Raw genomic sequence first — 21,337 nt, 5'->3', positions numbered from 1 at the left:
GTCCATGAGCGGACGCGACGCCTTGCCCCCGCTGCAGTGCCTGAAGGCCTTCGAGGCCACCGCCAGGCATTGCAGCTTCACCCAGGCCGGCCGCGAGCTCAACCTGACCCAGAGCGCCGTCAGTCGCCAGATCAAACGCCTGGAGGAAGACCTGGGCCGTCCGCTTTTCGAGCGTGTTCCCGACGGCCTGCGCCCGACACCGGCCGCGGATCACTACTACCGGGTCGTCCGCCGCTTGCTGCGCGACCTGGCCGACGAAACAGCCCGTCTACGCCGACATGGCGACGACCACCAACTGACCCTGGCCACCAGCCCTACCATCGCCTCTATCTGGCTATCCCGGCACTTGCCCGAATTTCAGCGGCAGCATCCACACATCGAAATCCGACTGCTGACCATGGAGGATCCCTACCGGCTCGATCTCACCGAGTTCGACCTGGGGCTCTACTATCACCTCGAGGGGCAGGTAGATCCGCCCGGCTTGATGGCCGAGACGGTGTTTGACGAGGAAAATGTCATCGCCGTGTGCAGCCCTCACTATACCCGGCACCATGGCGAGGTCGGAACGCCCGAGGCGCTACTACGCCAGCACACCCTGCTGGTGCTCGAGGACCACTTCAACGACTGGTTGACCTGGCAGGATTGGTTCACGGCCCTGAAGCTGGCCTGGCATGAGCCGGCCCACTGCCTGCGTGCGAACAGTTATCAGGTCCTGATGAACGCCACCCTCGCCGGCCAGGGCATCATTCTGGGGTGGGAACAGCTGCTCGCCGACGAGCTGCGCCAGGGGCACCTGCTGCGAGCCCTGCCCCAGGCCTTGCCCAGCCACGGCAAGCTTTCTCTTCTTATACCCCAGCATCGCCACCTGACCCTAGCCAGTCGCACCTTCCAGCGTTGGCTAGCCTGCCTTTGAGGAAAAGCGTTCAAACCTCCCAAGGCGCGCATGACATTCCCCATTCGCTCATGTAAGCTCTAGCTCGTTCTTGGGGAGTAGCCTGCTTCCAGCGCTGGCCGCGCAGGAAGTCCTCGTGTCAACACACTCGGCAGGCATGCCGTGGCACGAGTGGCCGAAAGGTTGGCGAGACCAATGACGTCATGGCGCTGTTTCGACAGCGCTCACCGTCATGGCCTTTCAACCCCGGGAGCCCACCAGATGTCACTTTTCTCGACCTTCTTCCTCGCCTTCTCCATGTCCAGCGATGCCTTCGTGGCCTCGTTGAGCAAGGGCGCAGCCCTGGCCGAACGGCCCAGCATGCGCGATGCTCTGCGCACCGGCCTCATCTTCGGTATCGTCGAAACCCTGACCCCCCTTCTCGGCTGGACGTTGGGCCTGTCGATGGCGCAATACGTCACCGCCTGGGACCACTGGATCGCCTTTGGGCTGCTTTCCCTGCTGGGCGCCCACATGATCCATGAGGGGATGCAAAGCGAAAACGCCGAGGACAAGCCCCGGCGTTCGCCTTCATCGTTTCTGCGCCTGGTGGTGACGGCCCTGGCCACCAGCATCGATGCCCTCGTGATCGGCATCACTCTGGCCTTCATGGACGCCAACATTTTCTGGACCTCACTTGCAATCGGCACCGCCACCCTGCTGATGACCACGCTCGGCGTCATGCTGGGCCGCGTGATCAACACGATGATCGGCAAGCGGGCGGAGATTCTTGGCGGCCTCGCCCTGTGTGGCATCGGGACCAGCATCCTGATCGATCACCTGGGGCTGCTGGCCTAGCAACGCCCTTGCTTGGCCAATCCCGGCGGACAAAACCCACCCCGGCCACGATCATGATCGTGGTAGCGATAATCGCGATGGCGTTTCCAGCGATCATGGTCGCGGTGACGGTAATCCCTGTCGCGCTTCCAGTCACGGTCGTGCCAGTCGCGATCATGATAGTACCTGTCATCATCGATCACGATGGCGGGCTCAGGGCTGATACGAGCAGGATGATAACTGCAGCCCACCAGCCCCATGACGATCAGGGTGCCGAGTAACGGGGACAACCAACGCATGGGGGAACCTCCCGATTGAATGATTGTCCTCATGCTAGCAGGCCATATGCAGCCTGCCCTGTGGCGGGATGGCGACACCCCATGGCAATGCGGTGTAAATCGCGGTCTTGCCGGTTGGCAGCGCTCCTCGGCCACCGTTGTGATGACGGCAGCAGCCGTAAGCCAAGCCGCCAGCCAGATATTCGGCACCCAGGATCATCAGGGCCATCCTCTCGCTTCGCCCGCGCTCCGGCAGCGTATCGAAGATCGGCATATTTGTTACAAATTGTAAATGACATTGAAGCCCAAACGGCAAGCGCCTCCCCCTCCTGCGTCAAGTAGGCCGACCATCTGGCACCATCTCGATCTATAACGTCAGGGCATAACCAGGTCTCATGGCCAACAGAGGTGCAGTGATGGGCCTTCGATCCCCCACCTTTTCTCATCAGTTAATTATTGTTTATTTTTATGCGGTTAGCTTAACAAATTCTCAATCAATGACTTTTTTTGAACAATCAATCAACAGCCTGCCGCCCCCTCTCATTCAACTTTAGAACTATAAAAAACAATATCTACTTATTTCTATTAGCAATAAAAAAGCCATTAAAAAATCAGTGCCTGCAAACCTTTTACCCTTAGCCTTGAAACAATTTACCTATAAATTCTCAACAAAACACAAACCTTGTTAACATACGGATACAACTCTGCGTTGACGCCCCTCACCCCAAGCTATAGCTTCATTGACGAGAAAGGCCTACTTGGAGCGGGAGGTTCCGAGTGCCTAGGTGGAGAAAACAATCGATTCCAGATGCGAGAGCAATTTCTCACAGGGTAAAGAAAGCGCTCGATACTACATAGCATCAGAATTGACAACAAATCCGCCTCACACTAGCTTTCGTGCTGCCATGTAAAGTTTCTAGCGTGCATGACAGTGCTGGAAGTATAAACAGAACTCCACTAAGCACTAACGTCAGGGGGATGAAGGATGGCTATTCTCGATATCGATCTTGCCAATTCCGGCACACAAACCATTTCAGCTGAAAATGGCGCAGACGCTGAATCAAACACTCTCAACATTACAGCCTTGGGCAGCCAAGAGCTTATTGTTGATGGGGTGCCAGCTACGGTGGGTAGCATTGCGGGCGTTCAAGTTGGGGCTTCGCCAACCTTCACGTCTGTCAATGGCGGTAGTCTGACAGTTGATCAAGGCTTGCTGAACGTTAGCGGCCTCAATGGCTTTACCTTCGGCATTGAGGGCGAAAGCTCTGCGACACTAAATGCATCCGACCTCAGTACGCTCAACGGCCTAAACTCCTATGATGTCAATTTCTCAGGAGGCGCCGGCGGCTCATTCACTTTCAACAAGGGTGAAATCAGCCTTCTCGATGACTACAGCTTCAATGTCACTGGCATGGAAGCGGGCGATGAGCTCAACCTTGGTGGCGGTAACTGGAGCTTGGATGAAGGCTCCATCTTGAACCCTGAAGATGCCTATCGAGATGGCGCCTTGCACCTGACACAAGGCAACAGCGTCATTGGTGGTAGTGTAAACGCCCGTATCGAGATGACTCAGGAACAGTATGACCAGTTCCACCAAGATCCCAATGCCTATCTCTCGGGTGACGGTACCTTCACATTCCAATGCTTCGCGGCTGGCACGATGATCGCCACTCCCGACGGTGAAGTCGCAGTGGAAACGCTGTCGATCGGTGACCAGGTGCTGACGGCTGATGGCAAGACTGTATCGGTCAAGTGGATCGGTCACCAGAGCCCAGGCAAGCGCGTTTCTGCCCTGAACAAGCTTCCGGTACGTATCAACGAAGGTGCTCTTGGTTCTGGCCTGCCGAACCGTGACCTGGTGGTGACAGAAGATCACGGTATGGTCATCGATGGCTTGGTCATCAATGCTGGCGCGCTAGTCAATCAGGACACTATCGACTACGTTCCTCGCCATGAGCTGCCCAAGGATGTAACCTACTACCACATCGAAACCGAAGGTCACGAAGTGATCTTGGCCAACGGTGCCGAAGCTGAAACCTATGTCGACTACCTGACTCGCCAGTCATTCGACAATTACGCCGAGTACGTGGAGCTCTATGGTATCGAGACCCGCGTGGTCGAGATGCCCCGCCATCGCATCTCGTCTCGCCGCTTGCTGCCCATGGCCGTACGCGAGCGCCTGGGCATTCAGGACGTGACTCAGGCCGCCAAGACCGCCTGAACTACCTGAAAAAGAAAGCGCAACTCTCAACACCGACCAGGCATGGATACTTGGTCGGTGTTTTTTTATGCCATACACCTCAGAGCCAATACCAGGATCAATGACACGGCTCTACGCCCGTGACCGAAGGCTATCTTAGAGTATGGGCTTCCCTTCATGATTGAAGCCATCTAGAGTGTAAGCTCTTACCTTCATTACCGAAGATTGAGTAACGTTTCCTTCATGGATGATGACATGATGCAAGAGCGGCCCAGTAACAGTGCGGCCGAGACCAGTGAGTCGGAGTCCCCTCTCCAGCAAGCCCAACGTGCCATGGCCAAGGGTGATCTGGAACGCGTGGAAACACTGGTTGACCATGCCGTGCAATCAGGTAGACCCCATCCCGCTGAAAGACGGCTCTGGGTGCAAGTTGCCTTTCGTCAAGGCCGGTTAAACATCGCCCTACGGCGTTCCGTAGTCGCATTGAAGGCACAACCTAACGACCCGCATCTTCATGTACTTACTGCTCGGGTACAAGCTGCCGCCGGCATGCCACGTCAGGCACTAAGACGCATCAATAGAATCATTCCCCGCTGGCCTGACAGGTACAAGCTACGACTCGTAAAATTCCAGCTATTGCGCGACCTAAACCGTACACGCCCCGCGCTGCGAGAGCTTCAGAAACTGCGTCGGCACTGGTTCGACATGTTGGATGTCCAGTTAGCAGCAGTACAATTTTACCGAGCCCATGGCCGTCTCCGGGCTGCCAGAGCGGTGCTCGACCACTTGCTGGAACATCACCCGAATCATCGTCAGGCCCGTATCATACGACAACAGTTGGTCAGTGCTGGAACTGTCCAGGACACAGCCTCATCACTTCCTGAGCTTCTGACCCAGGCCAAATGTAATCCTGCAGCATCAACCGCCTATGCTGCGGAAATCCTGCAAGCGGTGAAACTAGCCACCACGCCGGAACTCGTCAGTACCTGCCGTGAAGCCATTGAGTTTCTAGGAGATATGGCAGATCAACTGATGGAGCACGACAAACTGGTACTGTTTAACCAAGCCGAACGCTTCGGGTACCTGGAGATCGCAAACCGTGCGCTCACCAAGGTGCTCGACGGCGGACCTCGCGATGTTCACATTGCCCGTATCCTCTTTAACAAGGCCATGACCTCGGTTGAACCTCACCAGGCCGATGCGGTTGTATCCCGCCTGTTGAAGCATATTCCAGAAGCCAGGCAGGCCCCACTTGCGGCAGAGTTCGCACTACGGATCGAAGGGCCACAGAGTGCTCTTGAACGACTACGTCAAGATAAACGCAGTCGCCGCACGCTGCCGGAGGTCCATACACTCATCCGTTTCCTCAGGGCTAACGGCTTGTATGGCCTTGGGTTACGATATATTCGCTTCTGTCGCCAACGCTGGCCAGACGATGCGGAGCTACGCCTTCAGCAAGCCAGATTACAGATGGATTCAGGGCACCCCGAGGAAGCGCTCACGACATTGGAAGCCCCCATTCCCAATGCCAAGCGAGTTCCCTTTACTCGACTTCGCCTCCTCAATCTTCTCGAAACCGGGCAGGAATATGCTGCCAAGGAAGAGCTCGACAAGGCCAATGCTTATAGTCTTTCGAGCGGTATTCTTGATTTACGCCTACGAACGCTCATTCTACATGGGCAAGAGCAGGAAGCAGTAGAGCTCATCGAGGAGGTAAAGCGGCGCGGTCTGAATAACCAAATAGCATCAGACCACTTCTCTATCTCACTCATCGGCAACCTGATGAGCGACCTTGCACTGTTTCACCGAGAGCAAGCCACCCTGCCCCCCGGAAATCATAGGGGGTATCTGGCCGCCCACTATGTCCAGGCTGCTATAGCTGTGATCAGGCAACATTTCAAGCAGTCTCTCGAGCCAGCCCAGAATCATCAGCAATATATCCCGCGCCGGGTGGTGCAATACTGGAATGAACGTACACCTCCCCAGAGCGTGACGGACATCATGCATTCCTGGTCAAGTGTGCCGGGAATTGAATACCAGCGCTTCAATAGCCAGTCGGCACGCTCCTTCCTCAGGCGCACCTTCGGGGCCGATTTTGAGCGCGCATTCAGGTTGGCAAACAATATTGCCGAAGGCGCTGATTTCTTTCGGCTCTGCTACCTCCGTCATCACGGTGGCATCTATGCCGATGCAGATGACCGTTTGTATGGTAATCTGGACGCTCTCCTACCTCCTGGGGTGGGCATGGTCTGCTTCCGGGAACCTTTCGGCACAGTAGCCAACAATGTCATCGTCGCAACGCCGGAACACCCGGCCATCGTGCTTGCCTCCGAGATGGCGGCCGAAGCCCTGCTATCGCGCGATAATGACAATACCTGGGGGAAGACGGGCCCTGGCCTGCTGACTCGGGCAGTAGCCAGTTACCTTGTCCAGGCCAAATCCCCTTCCCCCGCCGAAAGCGTCGCTATCCTGCCGAACTATATGCTGTACAGGCAGGTTCAGGTGCATACCCAGTTGCCGCACAAGAAAACCAAGCGACACTGGAATGCAGCCAACACCACTGGCGTGGACATGCGGCCGTTCTTCACGACAGAACCTACCACATCCGACGAATAGCCATCGCAGGCAGGCAAAAAAAACGACCACCGACTGCTAAAGCCGGTGGCCGTTTTGGTGACGGTGACAGGCACATGCAGTCGCATGGCCACCCACTGGACTAGTGCGGGATCATCATGCCCTAGGCGTTCATCTGGGCAATAGCGTCACTGCCCAAAGTGGTAGCGCACCCCCAGCGAGGGAATGTTGCTGCCGCCCCCATCATCACCGAAGGTGCCGTAAGCGGTTGACCGGTGGTGAAGGCGGCCATAGAGTGACCACGGGCCCCAGCTATCGGGCTGCACTTCCAGCTCGAAGATCATCGACGCCATCCAGTTCTCGCCCGAATCATCCAGCCGTGAGGTTTCCGACGTGTAGGAGACCCCGACACCGAGATAGGCCGTAGTATCGAGTACATCGTCCCAGGGGAAGGGTTCCCAACTGATCGATGGTGTCAGGAACGTCTCGAAATAGTGCTCGTCGCCGAAGATGTAGGACACATTGGCCTCGGCATACAGCTTGGAGTACCCCCAGAAGTCCACCAGTTCCTTCTGCAGGCCGGTGCTGACGATGTAGTAGTCTCGGAAGTCCCAGACGAAGGGATTGAAGGCCTCGCCACTCTTGACCGTTTCATGCACCGCCTGCCCGGCATGGCCCCCCAGCGCCCACCCCTGTCCCCAGGGGGTGACGCTTACTTCATCCGCCCATGCCGTGCCCGAGGCACCAACGCCCAGAGCCAACACCAATCCCGTGCCGACGGCACGAAAAGGCGATGTCGTGAGGGAGCCAGAAAGTTGTTCGATCTTGTACATAAACACGAATCCTTGTCGAGTAATGAAAGTCATGTCGCGATGATGATTACCGTTGCCAGGCATCCTTGCCCTCGACACGATGCCATGACGCCTTCACGCCCCGAGCGGCAGCCCGCTCATCCTCACGGCGACGCATTCGTTGCAGCACACGATACTGCAGCCGATTCAGGCTTTCGAAGCCCAGTCCCGGCAAGGGAATAAAGGGATTGGTACGACTCATGCCCCACAGTGCCAGACGCGATGTCCCCGGCTGCGCATGGCCTCGGGCATGCACCCCGAACGTATTGGCGATCAGCAAGGTATTGCCCGGCACCTGGAAGCTCTGCGGTGGCTTATCACCCAACCGTGCCGCCGCTTCCGGCTCGACACGGAACGAGCCTCGCGCGGTATAGCGGTCGGCATGCTTTCGCGCTTCCTGGCTCATGCGGTATTCCCAGGAAAGACGCTCGCGACTCAAGCGATTCGACCCGGGCACAAAGACGAAGGGCCCATTGAGATCCGACACGTCCTCCAGATAGAGCCAGAATTTCATGGTTGGCTGGAAGGTATCGACATGCAGGTTGGTCTGCGGGTCCGGTGGCGCCTCACTGACGCCGTTCATCACTTGCTCCGCATGACAGATCGGCATGCGCAGATGACCGGCACAGAAGCGCATCAAGCGGCGAAAGGCTGGATCCTGCATCAAGGCGCGTGTTCGCGGCATAGCCTCGAGCACTTCCGGGGCGAGCAGCATGCGGCGGGTCCGGGCATCCCCCTGGATGCACTGGCGCACTTCGCCCCGCCCTTGCCGCACTTCTTCGACCAGGGCGTGATACTCGTCTTCCGGCAAGTAATTCCGTTTGAGCACGAACCCCTGCTCGATGAACTGCCGACGATCCTCCCGTGGCACCCGCCATCCCAGCATCGCCATGCGCAGGCGCATCACCCCATGGGCCAGCGCGACACGGCCGACATGCAGTCCCCACCGGTTCAGCCGACGGCTACCGATCAACGGATTGGCCACGAACGACTTGGTGCCGGTGAACAGTTCGGCCAGCCACAGGGGCAACCGCGCGAGCCGTTTCAGCATCATGATCCATCACTCCTTAACAACCTGGGCCACAGAGTCTTCTAGCCCAAGGCGATGAGAGCACGCTCACCGGGAAAACCGTTTTTCCCTGATGAAAGACCGATAGATGATATTCAGCTTCAGCCACTGACGCCGGCAATAGCCCAAGCGCTGATACATCAATCCGTTTTGTGCCATCAAGGCGTCGCGTTCCTGAATGATTCGACGCAGTACAGCCTCACAACTGGTATAGCCATTCAGCACCGGATCCCAGTACAACGGATATAGCAGCAGGGCTCCCGCCACCAGTTCCGGTAGACGGAGATGCCGGGAACGACGAAGCAACGCCCTGGCTCCCACCACTCGGTCATCGGTCAAGCCCCAACCAGCATAGAAAGGCTCGCCATAGGTGACGACTCGCTTGTCACGCAACAACGCGTCAAATCCGGTCAAGGAGGTCATCGTGTGCAGCGTATCACAGGCCTCGATACAGCTGATGACCGACAGATCGGTCTCGACGTGATCGGCCAGCTCGAACGCCCTGGAAAGCGCCACATGGCCCTTGCGACCTCCCCGGGCGACATCCGGATGCGGCTTGTAGACCAGAAAGGCATCAGGGTGAGCCTTCCGAGCGGCTTCGAGCAGTCCGAGATTGGTACAGACCGCTGTGGCCCCGTAACGAATCGAGGCATCATCCTCCACTTGTCCTGGCACCAGAATCACCTCCCGCCCTTGCGTATCCCAGTCCGGTACGCGATGAGGCTCGAGGTTATACTTGGTGATTCGGTGCTCCACGATCCAGCTGCGAACGCGCTCAGCACGATCCAGCTCATCATCCGTGAAGCAATGCGTATTCAACAAGTGTTCGAGATCCGACGCCTGACCAGGATCGAAATAGATTCCCCGCTCATCCAGCACGATGGAGCGCGGTGGCACCATATCGGACCCTAGCCCTACTGACCTGACAAAGCCATCCTCCACGTGCAGCAACCGGGCTCCGGTGCGAAACGCCAGGGACGAGACCTTCGCCGGCGTGTCACGTCCCCACAGCACCAGGGCATCGTCCGATGTCAATCCCAGGCGTTCCGCCTTTCTGGCATTCGGTACACGACCCAACCGAGTCGGCAGCAACGATAGTCTCGCCCCCAGATTGGCGGCTTTCCAGCGGCGAAACCCAACCATCACCCGGCGCCCTTGGATTCGCCCCTCGACCTGGCGTTGGCGAGCCAACCAACGCATGACATCAAAGATATCGCCCGGGCCCAAGGTCTCGGGATCCAGATAACGGCTGTAGCGAAGATAAGCCGCTGCGAAAAGCTCCCTGACGCCTCGCGTAGAGGTACGACGAACACAGGGGAGACGATCATCCGTGGCCCCCCAACCTGCATACCAGGGCATACCGAAAACGCTCACCGGCAGGCCAGCCATCAGAGCTTCGAAGCCAAGATGCGCGCCCACCGTATAAACACGGTTCATGCTCTCGAGCAGGCTCCAGGGGTTGACCTTTTCACCAAGCGTGACGACCCGCTCCTTCTCCGGTTCGTCGATCAAGCCTGTCAGGATGCTTTCATGCCTGAGATAAGCCTCTTGGGGTCGGTAGGCGTAGATCGTCGCAGCGGGATGCTCCGATAACGCCGCTGCCAACATGCGCCTGAAACCGGATGCCTCCATACCCGGGGCCTTTCCGTCACCGGTCCAGTCCTGGTCGATCACCAGCACCCTTTCATGGTCATCACCACGCAGGATCGACTCGTCCAGATCGGGCGCATCGTTGTAGCGGCTCAATCGTTCCGAAATCAGGAACCGCATGGCCGCATCAACCTCCGCCTCGATCCCATCGAGTGGAGACCGTTTCGCGTTCAGTATCGATTCCAGTCGAGACGGGTGACGGGCATCGTCATGGGTGCCCAGGTCATCCACGGTCAAGGAAAGCGACGGAAACACATCCTGTTCGCCATAGGCGCACAAGAAACCCTCTTCGAGCCGCAACAACGGAAGCTTCGCTCGCTCCGCCAACGCCACAGCACGCTTTCCGCCGGGCGCCTTGCTCCAATACACCAGAGCATCCAACCCACGACATTGGGCCAGAGTCGAAACCTGGCGCAATTCCCCATCCAGTAATCGAGGCCACGTCGGATGATGAGGCAGCGCCCGGCAAGTGGTTCCCATCACCGGCATTTACATCGAGGCCAGGTGCTTTTCCCACTGCCAGGCGTGGGTCACGATCTTCTCCAGATCGGCGAAGGCGGGCCGCCAGCCCAGTTCCTCCTTGGCCTGGGTGGCATCCGCCACAAGCACGGCTGGGTCGCCGGGGCGCCGATCTCCCTCTTCCACCTCGAGCGAACAGCCATCTCGAGCCACGACACTCTTGACCACATCGATCACTTGCTGGACGGAGAAGCCGTGGCCATTGCCAAGGTTATAGGCCAGCGCCCCACTGTTGCGGCCTTCGAGTAGCATCGACAATGCCAGCGCATGCGCACTGCATAAATCCTCGATATGGATGTAATCGCGCACGCAAGTACCATCTTCGGTAGCGTAATCACGTCCGAAGACGGTAATCGAATCCCGCCGACCTGAAGCCGCCTGAAGGATCAACGGAATGAGATGGGTCTCGGGATCATGACACTCTCCCAGCTCACCTTCAGGGTCGGCCCCACAGGCATTGAAGTAACGCAGGCTGACGGAATTCAAGCCATACGCATTGGCGTAGTCGGCCAGAATCCGCTCCACCATCAGCTTGCTGGCACCATAGGGATTGATCGGTGCCTGAGGGTGCCGTTCATCGATAGGAGTGCGTTCCGGCTCGCCAAAGGTCGCCGCCGTGGATGAAAAGATGAAATGGCGGACATCGTGGCGCACCATCACATCTAGCAGTCCCAGGGTGTTGGCCACGTTATTGCGATAGTACTTCGAGGGTTCAACCACCGACTCCCCCACCAGGCTATTGGCAGCGAAGTGCATCACACCGTCGAACGCGTGCTCACGGAACAAACGTTCCAGCAGGTCGACATCCCCAAGATCGCCCACAACCAACGTCCCGTACTGGGCCAACTCGCGAAATCCCGTGGAAAGGTTATCCAGAACAACGACCTTGTTACCTGCCCTGACGAGCTGCTTCACCATATGCGAACCAATATAGCCACAGCCGCCAACAACCAGAATAGTGCTGCTCATTTATCAACTCCATGAATAAAAAGCGTACTGGCAATACATCTTACTGGGCATCACCAACTTTAGCAGGCTCTTCCTCGGGATTAACATCAACAAATTCAAGCACATCGTGCTTGATAGATTCGAGACTCCGATCACTCACCGAAAGATAAGAGCAATGTCGCTCCTGCATCAACTCATCCAAGCGCTTCTTGATCGGATCCTCACCGGAAATGATCTCTCTCGCCTTATCCAGGCTACCTTCCAGTTCGAAGGAAAAGTCTTCGAGACGACCTTGCTCATCGTCGCAACCGAGATATACCACCATGAGGTCATGCTTCCACCTCAAGGTTTCGAGCAATTCAACCTGGCCACCCGACATATGCGCAAACAAGGCATTGTGTCGAGACTGCTCACGATTGACATAAGCCACGTCGGCGAGGTAATAGTGCCAGTCCAGCGTATTATCCTTTTTCGGAATGACATCGAATATCCCAGTATGTATTCCTGAGCTCAACCAGGACTTCATGGCTTCCTTGGCCTTATCCAAGCCATTCCGGTTTTCCGCAACAAAAATTACCAGCTTGCTGTCTATGGCTTTCAGAAGCTCCCAGTGATCATGAGTATCCGAGAGAAGACTGGGCCACTGAACCAGCTCCTGGGTTCTATGAAGATTCTCGACAATATAGGTCACGTCGAATTCTTTATTGATAGCTTCGTCAACCCAGTGCCTCAAATTTTCAAGCTCAACCCTGGAAAATTCGCACAACCGGTGCTGAATCAAGTGAAGAACCTTGCTCTTGAAGTAAAACTCCTTGAGAAGCGGCTTATCCAGACCATCGCTCTTGTTGTCATCGACAAGCACGATATTGACGTCATGCTTCCAGCGCAACACTTCCAGATAATGCAAGGCATTCTTACCCAGGGAGAAGACGATTGTCTTGCCTGGCTCATGAAATGCAATATCACCCAGTAGCTTGTGCCATGTATGTTGGGCAAGGGTGACATCCCCACGATTAATGGGCATCCAGGACTCCCCGGCATAGCCTTTTCCTACTTCTTCAGAGTCGAAAAGGTCACCATATACAGCCGTATCATCCAGCTTGTCGAATTCGGCTAACGCCTCGGTCTTTCTCGTCTCCTCCAGTCCACATACAACAATCATCCGTGCCGGAATGGATTTGACGAAGTCATAATGATTCTCCATGCTGGTACAAAGATGATGCCAGCTTGAGTTCTCCAGGTCTTTCTTTTTCTTGATATCGCTTCTAAGCGCCTCAAGCTCCTGATCACTGTTCTTGAGCAACTCTTTATACTCATCGACAGACATTGGGGCCAGGCGACTCAGCTTATTCTTTAACTCCACTGCACGATGGCTGACCTTTCGAACAAAGAAACGGTTTTCAGCGAGCAGTTCCGGATAATCATCATTATAATAAACTCTAGGAATTCCCCAGGAGTTAAAGGAATAACGAGTCAAGGGTCTGGCAACAATTTCCTCTTTTGGGATCAGGTTGCCAACCATGGTCTGGAAGAAAAGCTCATCGGGAACCCAAGTGCGCTTGTAGAAACGTTCTACTTCTGGATGCTTATCAAGAAGGCCCAGTATCTTTTCGACCGTGGAGCGCCTGAGGCACCACCACTGTGACCCCATGTGTGCTACATGAGACAGAGGAAGCTTCCGCTTCACTCCCAGTTTTTGCTGTAGCTTCAATGAACGATCGAAGCGCCATTGTTGGGAGCGCCAATTGAAGAAGTGAAATAATTCCCAACGCTCTTCCTGTATCCCTTGCGTGATCCACCGATTTTCTTCGGCATTAACGGTTTCGATATAATCGACGCCTTCATCTTTCAGACTTTCTTCAAGAAACTTGACAGGCTTGACCGGCATGCAAGAACCGGATAGGAGAAAGTAATAGTCGCTATCGTCCTGAGTTTCTACAGCCTTCCTCAAACAATTCAGCGTCGCCTTGACAATGGACCACTCACCCCATTCGACCTTGACACGGTCTGCCAGATATAGATTCCCCGCCTCGGAAGGGAGGTCCAAAGAAGATTGAATTTCGGAGGTGTCCGTACCTGTCCCGGCATCATGATGCAGGAACACATTACGCCCCGAGGCCAGCAATCCCTCCAGCAAGGGCTTGAGCTTGTCAGGCGATTCATGAGCCAGGATAACGAATCCGATCTTCATTGATTTACCACTCCCCTTTATTGATAAGCCCCAGATGCTCCAGGGTCTCCCAGCTTTCGTAACGGGTAGAGACCTGGGGATGGAAAAGAAGATCACGGTTATCAATGACTCGTCCGTACTGCTTGTATTCAGCCGAGTCATTGTAATGCTGCTTGGCGACCATCTCCTGCTTCACCTTGTCATTAAGCTGACTGATAAACTTGAAGTGAAGAATTCCACCGGTCACTTTCCGTTCATCGATACATTCATTGAGACGTCGAGGCAATGCCATATGCATAGAGGAAACATATGTATAATTCCACTTCCACTTGACCAGCGGCACCTTATTCAAGGCAGGTGCACTAGCGGGTGTTTCTTTGGCAAAGACACGACGACGCACTCCCCCTTGGACAAAAAGATTTCTCATGTCATGGTTATACTGCTTGCTATAACCAGATTGGTCAAAGTAAGGACACGCACCTAGTGGATCCGTACCAGGCTCATACCAGGTTTCGGATACTGGCCCCTCACCATACATGTCGATCATGACGGTAAAGAAGGAATCCTGACGAATCGACTCCAGGTACGAGGTCAAATCCTTGAGATCCCGAGTGTCACAGTGGGGATACACGATAAACTCATCGGGGTCACATGTCATGCACCAATGGCCACGCCCGTACTTGAAAAGCAAATAATTCAGCCAGTGCATGCCAAAATTGGTTTCCTTGTAGCCATCGGTAGCCAGAAACCTTGTAACATCGCTGTGTCGAGATAGTATCTCAGCCGTATCGTCATCGGAATTATTATCTACCAAAAAGAAGTGTGACACCCCCATCTTTCGATAATAATCCAAAAAAAACTCTAGTCGATGACCCTCATTCTTCATGGTTGAAAAAAGCAGTATCTCACCCTTTTTGATAGATGAGGTGTGATCCTGCTTCAACGACATTCGCCTTCCATAATAAAACGCAGAACGAAAAAAGGGATATATCTCCTTTATCCAATCAGCCTTGTGCTTTATGTAAGACTTTGCTTTCCCCATAACATCCTCGCCTTCCAAGAAAATACCTTCAGAAGAAGCTGCTTACAAATCGCCATAAATATGGCCGACAAGCTTCATCTTCATTTTAGTATAAAGATCATCGTTGCTACACATGACGTTATAACCCAGCCCTTCTCTTTCTATGTTTTCAGGGGGAGTGGACAGGTCTGAAAAAACAAACTCTGAACCCAAATCCAATATAGATTGATGCTTTATATCATAGTATCTTGAGTCCTTGGAGTAGACTCCTGATATGCCATTTCTAGAAAAGGCATAATGAGTATGAAAGCGTGCAGAGATAACAAAATCATTACTGCTCATGGGAATTCCATTAAGAGATTCCGAAAGGGGGAGATAACGAACGCCGTCCACCTTTGTCTTAACAAAATCATAAACTTTCCTATCTTGCCAAGGATAGCTCTCAAAGAAAACGACTTCATCGAAGTCTTTCGACCTTTCTACAACCCAGTCCCAGAACTCCTCCCCAATTTTTCTTACATTATATTCTAGGAAGGATAAATACATCCTCTTCTTCTTTGACTTCCTTTTATTTCTCAAGAAATCAGATGCTTTTAAAAGATAACAATCATCCAACCCAAAAACAAAATTCCCGGACGGGAATTTCTTTTTTAAAAGACGGAAGTTATCAACATCTCTAAGTTCAAAAAAATCAAAATAAGAAAAAATCTCTTCTATTATTTTCAACCTCTTCTTCCCGACATCAGGAACAGGCCCAAAGCCAATTCCTGTAGCAACAATCTTTATATTTCTAGTCTTTTTCAGTGCTGCCAAAAGGCCAACATAAAACCCCTTGTCCGGATCAAAATTATTCAGATACCCGCCTCCATGAAGATGGATAACATCGGCATCTTTTAAATCGTCAATATCAAAAGACGAATAGACACTAAATCCATCGCTTTCAATAAATTTATACCCCCTTATAACCTGATCCCAGAAATCTAGGCCGGCAACATTTTTCGCTACTCTAACCAACCCATCACGAAACGTCACTCCAGGATCTTCACCATGTACCTCTATTTCTTTAGACGCTATATTTTCATAAAAAATAACCTGTTCTGCTTTTTTATTTTTTAGGAAATACTCTTTCCAGCCTTTTACAATTAATTCATCACCATAGTTCGGGGCCCCGGCCCCTCCGATCAGAACAACTTTATTCAACATCTACAAACTCACTCTCAGATATCGTCAAAAAATCTTTGGCCGAAACGATCTTTCAAAAAATCATACTGACCTGAAAACAACTCTTTCAGGTCTTTTCTTATCTCTTCTGGCATTTTCAGGCCACTACCTTGGTGCACTGTTTTAGATGCATCAACAAATTCAAAACCGCTTTCTAGCCCTATAAATCCAGAGACTTCCTGAAGAACGACGTTAGGCTCGCTCTTTATTCTCTTAAAAGGTATATATTTGATATTTTCTGAAAAAACATCCCATTCAGGAATATAAGACCTATAATCCCCTCTGTTTTCTATTGAGGGATGGCGAAGATTCTTTCGGAAATAGCTCATATCTTTTATTTTTTTATTCTTGTTGACTGCTTTATGGTAATCACCATTTCTAACCATATTCATTTTCAACTGAGACCAGGCGCGTGAAACTGGATCGCGAATTATATAAATTATTTTCACTTCACCACATAGTTCTCTGATGTGCTGTATACCCTTTCTCCCTATGGTGCAGTACTCAGGAGTTATCTCGCCTGAAATAGCATCACCTGGAGATGCTGAAAAAATATTTTTATACCAATCGTCTGTAAACTTTTCTTCATGTGTCATGATGCTAGAAAGATAGGAAACTTTATCCCAATCTATCGATTTCGAGCTATCAGTAACTTTCTTCAACTCTCTCCTCAAGGTAGATCTGAGATGCCACGTTATCCACCTTCTAAAATCCTGATTATAAACATAGTCGAAATAATGAACTTCTTTCATAGGAGGCATCCAAATTTTAGGATGCGCCCTAAGCTGCTTATCCAGCCATGTCGTTCCTGCTTTTTGTGCACCTATGCACAAAAAATTGGGGAGATTATTTTTTCCCATCCATTGCCCTCACAGCATAATACCTATAGCAAAACATTAAAAACCACTAACCCGCTTCCACTAGAAAACAAATATGCCTTCACATGGAATTGATCTTTCCTTTTTTTACCCTCACACTATATTCTCTTACTTTTTTCCTTATAAATGGCCCCCTAGGCCTCAATTTCTCGGCCATTTTCATAAGCCGATAGGAGGTATTTAAATCCTCACTTTCTTGGCTTATTGCCAAGTCACGGATAAAGTCTATATCTTCTTTTTGAAGGATGCTTGTCTCTCCACTCAGCAACATAAAAGAACTATAGTACCTCTCGACGACTTCTTTCCGCTTTTCAGTTAAATATGCATTCTCAGGACCCATCATCCACTTATAATAATGGGGGTACTTCCTCTTCTCTCTAACTTTCTTTCCAAACTCCACCTTATCAATCCTCCCATCTAGAAAAGAAGAAAACACCCATTTGAGTGCATTGACTTTTGCAAGATGGTTTGGTATCGAATGACCAACCCCAGGGAATTTTAATTTTTCAAGATTCAAATATCTTTCCGCATGTAATGCATCAACTTTAAAGAATGGATCATAAATCACGTACCCTGAAGCATAAGCATCAGCTCCGTCATTATACGGACAACTCCAATCAAGTTTGTTACGGGCATTGCTAAACCGATATTCAAATGGGGCTTTCTCAGAGTTCAAAGTGCTTATAGGATTAAAGAGAAGCATCTCCTCTATCCCTAAAGGGTTTGCAAGGGCTGAGACGCCAAAACCTCCCATACTTCCTCCATACCCTAAAATCTTTAGTCCAGTTTTTTTTATTTCCTCACCCACGCCCTCGACTTTCTCTTGGAAAATTTTATCCGTGTACCAATTATTATTTCCTATGCAACAAAAAGAAAGCGCATTCAGACCTTTTGAAACGATAAAATCATAAGCCCAAGGAGAGTGCACCCCACTTTTAGCCTCTGCCCTTTTTGCATTAGCCCCTAAATAAGAAAAGGTTATCACTATAGGCGCATCTTCATTGGCAATTTTGTATTTATAATACACATTCCCAAGACAAGAATAACCTTCTCTTCCTTTTATAAAACGCCCCATATTGAATCCCTTCTTTTCCTTTCAGGTAGAAAGCTTCATTACTTTATACCAACCCCATAAAAACAAAACAAAACCTAACCTAATGCCCTTATAAAGCTTCTTTACTTATACACAAGACCACAAAGATTTCCCAAAACTCTGGCGAGAAACACTTATGGAATAGTCGAAAAGTTTACAAATAATGCTTTCTTGAAAAATAAAACCCACAAGGTAGATTCTTACCCTCTACACGGCCCGCTTGCCCACAATTATCAAAACATGAGTATGTCAAACTATATCCCGAAACATTTTTTCTCGACACAAGTCGTACTATAGTTTGAAAAAAACACTCATCTGGAATCCAAACAGTTTTAAAAAATCGAAGCTTGGGGTCTTTCACAATGGCACACAAAGTCTTCTTTGCAGTCGATGACGATAAACACCACCACTGACTACCAAAGTAAATTTCATAAGCATGCGGCTCGCGACGTTTCAATCCCAATCTTTTCTGGGTGCGATACATCCAACGATGCAGCTTCGGATACTTTCGCTTATCGAGGTAGTGTCGGTACAAATAGCGATCTTCGCGAATCCCTCCTTTTATCCACTCACTGGTTTTACACTCGATAAAGTCCATACCTTGGTGAACTGTCAGAAATTCTCTAAGATCACGCAGCGGGCGTACGGGTCGACAGTACTCACTGATAAGATAAAAATAGTCTGGCACTACCTCTTGATCGAAAGCATACCGTAAAGCACGCAAAGGGGCTTCAACCAGCCCCCATTGGCCCCAGCCACAACGTACTCGATTACGCATCAAATGGCAGCGAGGCTCATCATCCAACACTGAAACCAGTTTATGAAAGGTCTCCTTCGGTGACTTTTTGTCCAGATGGACGAGAATTCGACAATCCGGGTCATCTTCCAGAAGTTGCCTCACTAATGTAATAACCCTCTCAGCACTATCATGGCAGAGAAGAATGAATGTCACCGTGACGAGAGTGTTACCCGTCATCAATAAACTTCCAGCAATTTTCTCGGATCGATTTGTGACCTACCGCCATTTTTCAACGAGCACACTTTCCCGACATCCCTTTCCATTACCGCCTGTAAGCGCTTGAAATTCTGTTTGTGGCGATAATACCCCTTCTCGGTACGCTTGGGATGCCAGAGATGCACCAGAGTACACCCCTGCTGGCGGCACTCCTCACCGTACAGTGCAAAATAGGCACGAAACCCCCGATATTCGGTAATCGGGCCGCTTCCCATGTTGCGTGTATACTCTGGAGGACGAGGCGCTATTGGATATTGACAAGAAAGCCGATGCAGAAGCTCGAAATCCTCCGCGCCGTGTCCCTTGAAACCTTCATCATGCCCTCCCATGGCAAGTAGGTCGTCACGATTGGTGACAATACAGGAACTCCCTTGAACCAGGAAATTCATTCGCTCATGAGGATGATTATGGCGCTTTCGGAAACACCATGCTTCTTCGCTGGCTTCAAAATGCGTAAGGAAATGCTCTGTCCCTTCCTCTGTCAGAAAGGCCACAGGAACACAAAAGAAGTGCTCCGGGCGAGTCGCCAGTTCCACCTCACGGATATGTATCAATAACCGCTGATAGACTTTGGTCAAGGCCAAAAAGTCGACATCATGGAAGAGAACCACGGGAGATCTAGCAGCGCGCGCTCCTCGATTACGGGCTCGTGCCAAAGAAAAGCGTCGGTGCCGGGTACGAAGATAGACCCCGCGCACGACCTGCCCTTGCAGTCTTCTCTGTTCCACAATATTTCGAATGTACCGGCGCACCGTCGGCTCCGAGCCATCATCCACGATGATGACCTCAAAACCGGCGGGAATCGTCTCCAGCAGCCGGTTCAAGCGCAGAATTTCACGCTGCTCGACTGCCTGAGCCCTCAAGGGAACAATGATAGATGCGGCAGTATACGACTCATTTTCCATTAACGGCATCCTTCACTATATGCCCATCCATATCGGTCCATAGCGAACGTAGCCCACATCAGGTAGGTATAGCTCACACAGGCAGATACCATCCAGCCCTTCTTATGCGACATACCACCGGTGTTATCTATCGTAGTCGGCTCATCAGTCCCGGTGTTCCTTGATGATCAGGACCAGCATGCTGAGAATGAAGGCCAGAAAGATAGCGATAAGAGCGAAAACGGTACTGTTGTATAGCCGGTCAGGCTTGGTGGAATACTCCGGCATGAGTGGGCTTTGCAGCACACTCACCTGCTTGAGCTTGCGCGCGGCCTCGATCCGCGTGTTTTCCAAAGCCGATAACGCACTGGAGTAGGTCTCCTGGGCAAACTGAGCCTGCAACTCCAATGTCTGATACTCCGAGGAGACCCGATTGAGCGAATCCCCCGTTGCTTGCGCCAGACGATCCCGTTCCCTGCCGATCTGATCACGCAATGCACTGATTTCACTCTTGATACGTTGCATCTCAGAAGACCGGGGACTCTGATAGCTCGCCAGTGCCTGTTGTTTCGCTTTCAAGCGTGCCAGTTCGCCTTCTAGGCCGGCCACGACTTGGTTCAGGCTTTCCACTGTGTGAGTCGGCGAAACCAGCCCTTTCTCGTTCTGGTAGGCCAGCAAGGCGGCACGCGCCTCCTTCATCCGCTCGCTGAGTCGATTCACTTGACGCTCAAGGAAGACAACCTGTTCTTCGGCCAGACGATTGCCCATGTCGTTCATATGCTTCTCACCAGCGTCCAGTAGCAATTGTGTCATTTCATTCGCGAACTCCGGAGTATAGGCCTGTACTTCAATATTGAGAACGCCCGCATATTCGTCCATCTCGATATTGACTCGTTTCAGGTAGTATTCATGAAGCGTCTCTATCGGCGCATCACGATCCCTGAGCCGAGCAAAGAAATCACCGTGCTGGCTGTAATGATCACGAAAATCCAGTTGCTCCTGTACCTGCTTGAGCATGTCCACCGACAGTAGATACTCACGTAGCAACAAGAGATCACTGTCTCCGCTATTGCCACTCAAGATAGAAGAGAAACTGATCTCGGGAGATGCAATCTGCGGACTTTCCAGCACGACCGTAGCTCGGGAAACATATCGGTCTTCCGCCCAAACGAACCAGTAAAACGAAACCAGAAGAATAGCCAGAAGAGTAAGTGCCCAATGGGGCTGGGTTTTGATAAACCGATTCATGAAAAATACG

18 protein-coding genes and 1 riboswitch are annotated in these 21,337 nt (G+C 52.0%); of the genes, 4 read left to right on the top strand and 14 right to left on the bottom strand.

Translation table 11 applies throughout. The features are described from left to right. The first annotated feature begins 4 nt into the window (after window positions 1–4). Both HSDC_RS02265 and mntP read left to right on the top strand, forming a co-directional pair. Window positions 5–913 carry a LysR substrate-binding domain-containing protein gene (locus tag HSDC_RS02265; protein ID WP_064698292.1) on the top strand — a complete coding sequence of 303 codons (909 nt, stop codon included), beginning with the start codon at window positions 5–7 and terminating at the stop codon, window positions 911–913. Window positions 914–973: 60 nt separating this feature from the next. Beyond that, window positions 974–1,148, top strand: a riboswitch (yybP-ykoY riboswitch). Window positions 1,149–1,153: 5 nt separating this feature from the next. Further along, on the top strand, window positions 1,154–1,729 hold the full coding sequence (gene mntP, locus HSDC_RS02260; protein ID WP_064698291.1) for a manganese efflux pump MntP: 576 nt from the start codon (window positions 1,154–1,156) through the stop codon (window positions 1,727–1,729). Here the strand turns inward: mntP and HSDC_RS02255 are convergent. Together HSDC_RS02255 and HSDC_RS02250 are read right to left on the bottom strand one after the other, a co-directional pair. Next, the gene (locus HSDC_RS02255) at window positions 1,726–2,007 is read right to left on the bottom strand and encodes a hypothetical protein (RefSeq protein WP_064698290.1); all 282 of its coding nucleotides are present in this window, start codon (window positions 2,005–2,007) and stop codon (window positions 1,726–1,728) included. The genes mntP and HSDC_RS02255 overlap by 4 nt on opposite strands. 34 nt (window positions 2,008–2,041) lie before the next feature. Continuing rightward, on the bottom strand, window positions 2,042–2,260 hold the full coding sequence (locus HSDC_RS02250) for a hypothetical protein (RefSeq protein WP_064698289.1): 219 nt from the start codon (window positions 2,258–2,260) through the stop codon (window positions 2,042–2,044). A 711-nt stretch (window positions 2,261–2,971) separates the two neighbouring features. Here HSDC_RS02250 and HSDC_RS02245 point away from each other — a divergent pair. Together HSDC_RS02245 and HSDC_RS02240 are read left to right on the top strand one after the other, a co-directional pair. Beyond that, window positions 2,972–4,207 (top strand): Hint domain-containing protein, encoded by a 1,236-nt coding sequence (locus tag HSDC_RS02245; RefSeq protein ID WP_073292040.1) that lies wholly within the window; start codon window positions 2,972–2,974, stop codon window positions 4,205–4,207. 222 nt (window positions 4,208–4,429) lie between these two features. Beyond that, entirely contained in the window at window positions 4,430–6,802 is a 2,373-nt protein-coding gene (locus HSDC_RS02240) for a glycosyltransferase (RefSeq protein ID WP_082919915.1), read from the top strand. Between the two features lie 146 nt (window positions 6,803–6,948). On the opposite strand, the gene HSDC_RS02235 is transcribed toward HSDC_RS02240, so the two are convergent. The 12 genes from HSDC_RS02235 to HSDC_RS02190 form a co-directional block, all read right to left on the bottom strand. Beyond that, a complete protein-coding gene (locus HSDC_RS02235) occupies window positions 6,949–7,593 on the bottom strand; it encodes a hypothetical protein (protein WP_064698286.1) in 645 nt (214 codons plus the stop codon). 46 nt (window positions 7,594–7,639) lie between these two features. After that, window positions 7,640–8,665, bottom strand: coding sequence for a phytanoyl-CoA dioxygenase family protein (locus HSDC_RS02230; RefSeq protein ID WP_064698285.1), 1,026 nt, complete (start codon window positions 8,663–8,665; stop codon window positions 7,640–7,642). A gap of 63 nt (window positions 8,666–8,728) precedes the next feature. Continuing rightward, a complete protein-coding gene (locus tag HSDC_RS02225; RefSeq protein ID WP_064698626.1) occupies window positions 8,729–10,699 on the bottom strand; it encodes a capsule polysaccharide biogenesis protein in 1,971 nt (656 codons plus the stop codon). A gap of 120 nt (window positions 10,700–10,819) precedes the next feature. Further along, window positions 10,820–11,818 (bottom strand): UDP-glucose 4-epimerase GalE, encoded by a 999-nt coding sequence (gene galE, locus HSDC_RS02220; RefSeq protein ID WP_064698284.1) that lies wholly within the window; start codon window positions 11,816–11,818, stop codon window positions 10,820–10,822. Window positions 11,819–11,858: 40 nt separating this feature from the next. Continuing rightward, window positions 11,859–13,988 carry a beta-1,6-N-acetylglucosaminyltransferase gene (locus tag HSDC_RS02215; RefSeq protein WP_064698283.1) on the bottom strand — a complete coding sequence of 710 codons (2,130 nt, stop codon included), beginning with the start codon at window positions 13,986–13,988 and terminating at the stop codon, window positions 11,859–11,861. Between the two features lie 4 nt (window positions 13,989–13,992). Then, window positions 13,993–14,916 (bottom strand): glycosyltransferase family 2 protein, encoded by a 924-nt coding sequence (locus HSDC_RS02210; RefSeq protein WP_064698282.1) that lies wholly within the window; start codon window positions 14,914–14,916, stop codon window positions 13,993–13,995. 135 nt (window positions 14,917–15,051) lie between these two features. Beyond that, window positions 15,052–16,191, bottom strand: coding sequence for a polysaccharide pyruvyl transferase family protein (locus HSDC_RS16350; protein ID WP_073292038.1), 1,140 nt, complete (start codon window positions 16,189–16,191; stop codon window positions 15,052–15,054). Between the two features lie 14 nt (window positions 16,192–16,205). Next, window positions 16,206–17,069, bottom strand: coding sequence for a sulfotransferase (locus tag HSDC_RS16345; RefSeq protein WP_073292036.1), 864 nt, complete (start codon window positions 17,067–17,069; stop codon window positions 16,206–16,208). Between the two features lie 79 nt (window positions 17,070–17,148). Next, a complete protein-coding gene (locus tag HSDC_RS16610; RefSeq protein WP_137055167.1) occupies window positions 17,149–18,162 on the bottom strand; it encodes a hypothetical protein in 1,014 nt (337 codons plus the stop codon). Between the two features lie 172 nt (window positions 18,163–18,334). Further along, window positions 18,335–19,156, bottom strand: a complete 822-nt coding sequence (locus tag HSDC_RS16340) for a beta-1,6-N-acetylglucosaminyltransferase (RefSeq protein WP_073292034.1) — start codon at window positions 19,154–19,156, stop codon at window positions 18,335–18,337. Further along, window positions 19,156–20,100, bottom strand: a complete 945-nt coding sequence (locus tag HSDC_RS16335) for a glycosyltransferase (RefSeq protein WP_073292032.1) — start codon at window positions 20,098–20,100, stop codon at window positions 19,156–19,158. Before HSDC_RS16335 ends, HSDC_RS16340 begins: the two co-directional genes overlap by 1 nt. Window positions 20,101–20,244: 144 nt before the next feature. Next, the gene (locus HSDC_RS02190; RefSeq protein WP_064698278.1) at window positions 20,245–21,327 is read right to left on the bottom strand and encodes a KpsE/RkpR family capsule polysaccharide export protein; all 1,083 of its coding nucleotides are present in this window, start codon (window positions 21,325–21,327) and stop codon (window positions 20,245–20,247) included. Between the last annotated feature and the right edge of the window lie 10 nt (window positions 21,328–21,337).

The sequence above is a fragment of the Halomonas caseinilytica genome (assembly GCF_001662285.1).
In the GTDB taxonomy this organism is placed as follows: Bacteria; Pseudomonadota; Gammaproteobacteria; order Pseudomonadales; family Halomonadaceae; genus Halomonas; species Halomonas caseinilytica.
This window is presented reverse-complemented; position numbering and strand designations above follow the sequence as displayed.

What these genes read in the sequence shown, in the direction of transcription:
- HSDC_RS02265 (WP_064698292.1), top strand. Translation starts at nt 5, where the DNA reads ATGAGCGGACGCGACGCCTTGCCCCCGCTGCAGTGCCTGAAGGCCTTC.
- mntP (WP_064698291.1), top strand. Translation starts at nt 1,154, where the DNA reads ATGTCACTTTTCTCGACCTTCTTCCTCGCCTTCTCCATGTCCAGCGAT.
- HSDC_RS02255 (WP_064698290.1), bottom strand. Translation starts at nt 2,007, where the DNA reads ATGCGTTGGTTGTCCCCGTTACTCGGCACCCTGATCGTCATGGGGCTG.
- HSDC_RS02250 (WP_064698289.1), bottom strand. Translation starts at nt 2,260, where the DNA reads ATGCCGATCTTCGATACGCTGCCGGAGCGCGGGCGAAGCGAGAGGATG.
- HSDC_RS02245 (WP_073292040.1), top strand. Translation starts at nt 2,972, where the DNA reads ATGGCTATTCTCGATATCGATCTTGCCAATTCCGGCACACAAACCATT.
- HSDC_RS02240 (WP_082919915.1), top strand. Translation starts at nt 4,430, where the DNA reads ATGGATGATGACATGATGCAAGAGCGGCCCAGTAACAGTGCGGCCGAG.
- HSDC_RS02235 (WP_064698286.1), bottom strand. Translation starts at nt 7,593, where the DNA reads ATGTACAAGATCGAACAACTTTCTGGCTCCCTCACGACATCGCCTTTT.
- HSDC_RS02230 (WP_064698285.1), bottom strand. Translation starts at nt 8,665, where the DNA reads ATGATGCTGAAACGGCTCGCGCGGTTGCCCCTGTGGCTGGCCGAACTG.
- galE (WP_064698284.1), bottom strand. Translation starts at nt 11,818, where the DNA reads ATGAGCAGCACTATTCTGGTTGTTGGCGGCTGTGGCTATATTGGTTCG.
- HSDC_RS02215 (WP_064698283.1), bottom strand. Translation starts at nt 13,988, where the DNA reads ATGAAGATCGGATTCGTTATCCTGGCTCATGAATCGCCTGACAAGCTC.
- HSDC_RS02210 (WP_064698282.1), bottom strand. Translation starts at nt 14,916, where the DNA reads ATGTCGTTGAAGCAGGATCACACCTCATCTATCAAAAAGGGTGAGATA.
- HSDC_RS16350 (WP_073292038.1), bottom strand. Translation starts at nt 16,191, where the DNA reads ATGTTGAATAAAGTTGTTCTGATCGGAGGGGCCGGGGCCCCGAACTAT.
- HSDC_RS16345 (WP_073292036.1), bottom strand. Translation starts at nt 17,069, where the DNA reads ATGGGAAAAAATAATCTCCCCAATTTTTTGTGCATAGGTGCACAAAAA.
- HSDC_RS16610 (WP_137055167.1), bottom strand. Translation starts at nt 18,162, where the DNA reads ATGGGGCGTTTTATAAAAGGAAGAGAAGGTTATTCTTGTCTTGGGAAT.
- HSDC_RS16340 (WP_073292034.1), bottom strand. Translation starts at nt 19,156, where the DNA reads ATGACGGGTAACACTCTCGTCACGGTGACATTCATTCTTCTCTGCCAT.
- HSDC_RS16335 (WP_073292032.1), bottom strand. Translation starts at nt 20,100, where the DNA reads ATGGAAAATGAGTCGTATACTGCCGCATCTATCATTGTTCCCTTGAGG.
- HSDC_RS02190 (WP_064698278.1), bottom strand. Translation starts at nt 21,327, where the DNA reads ATGAATCGGTTTATCAAAACCCAGCCCCATTGGGCACTTACTCTTCTG.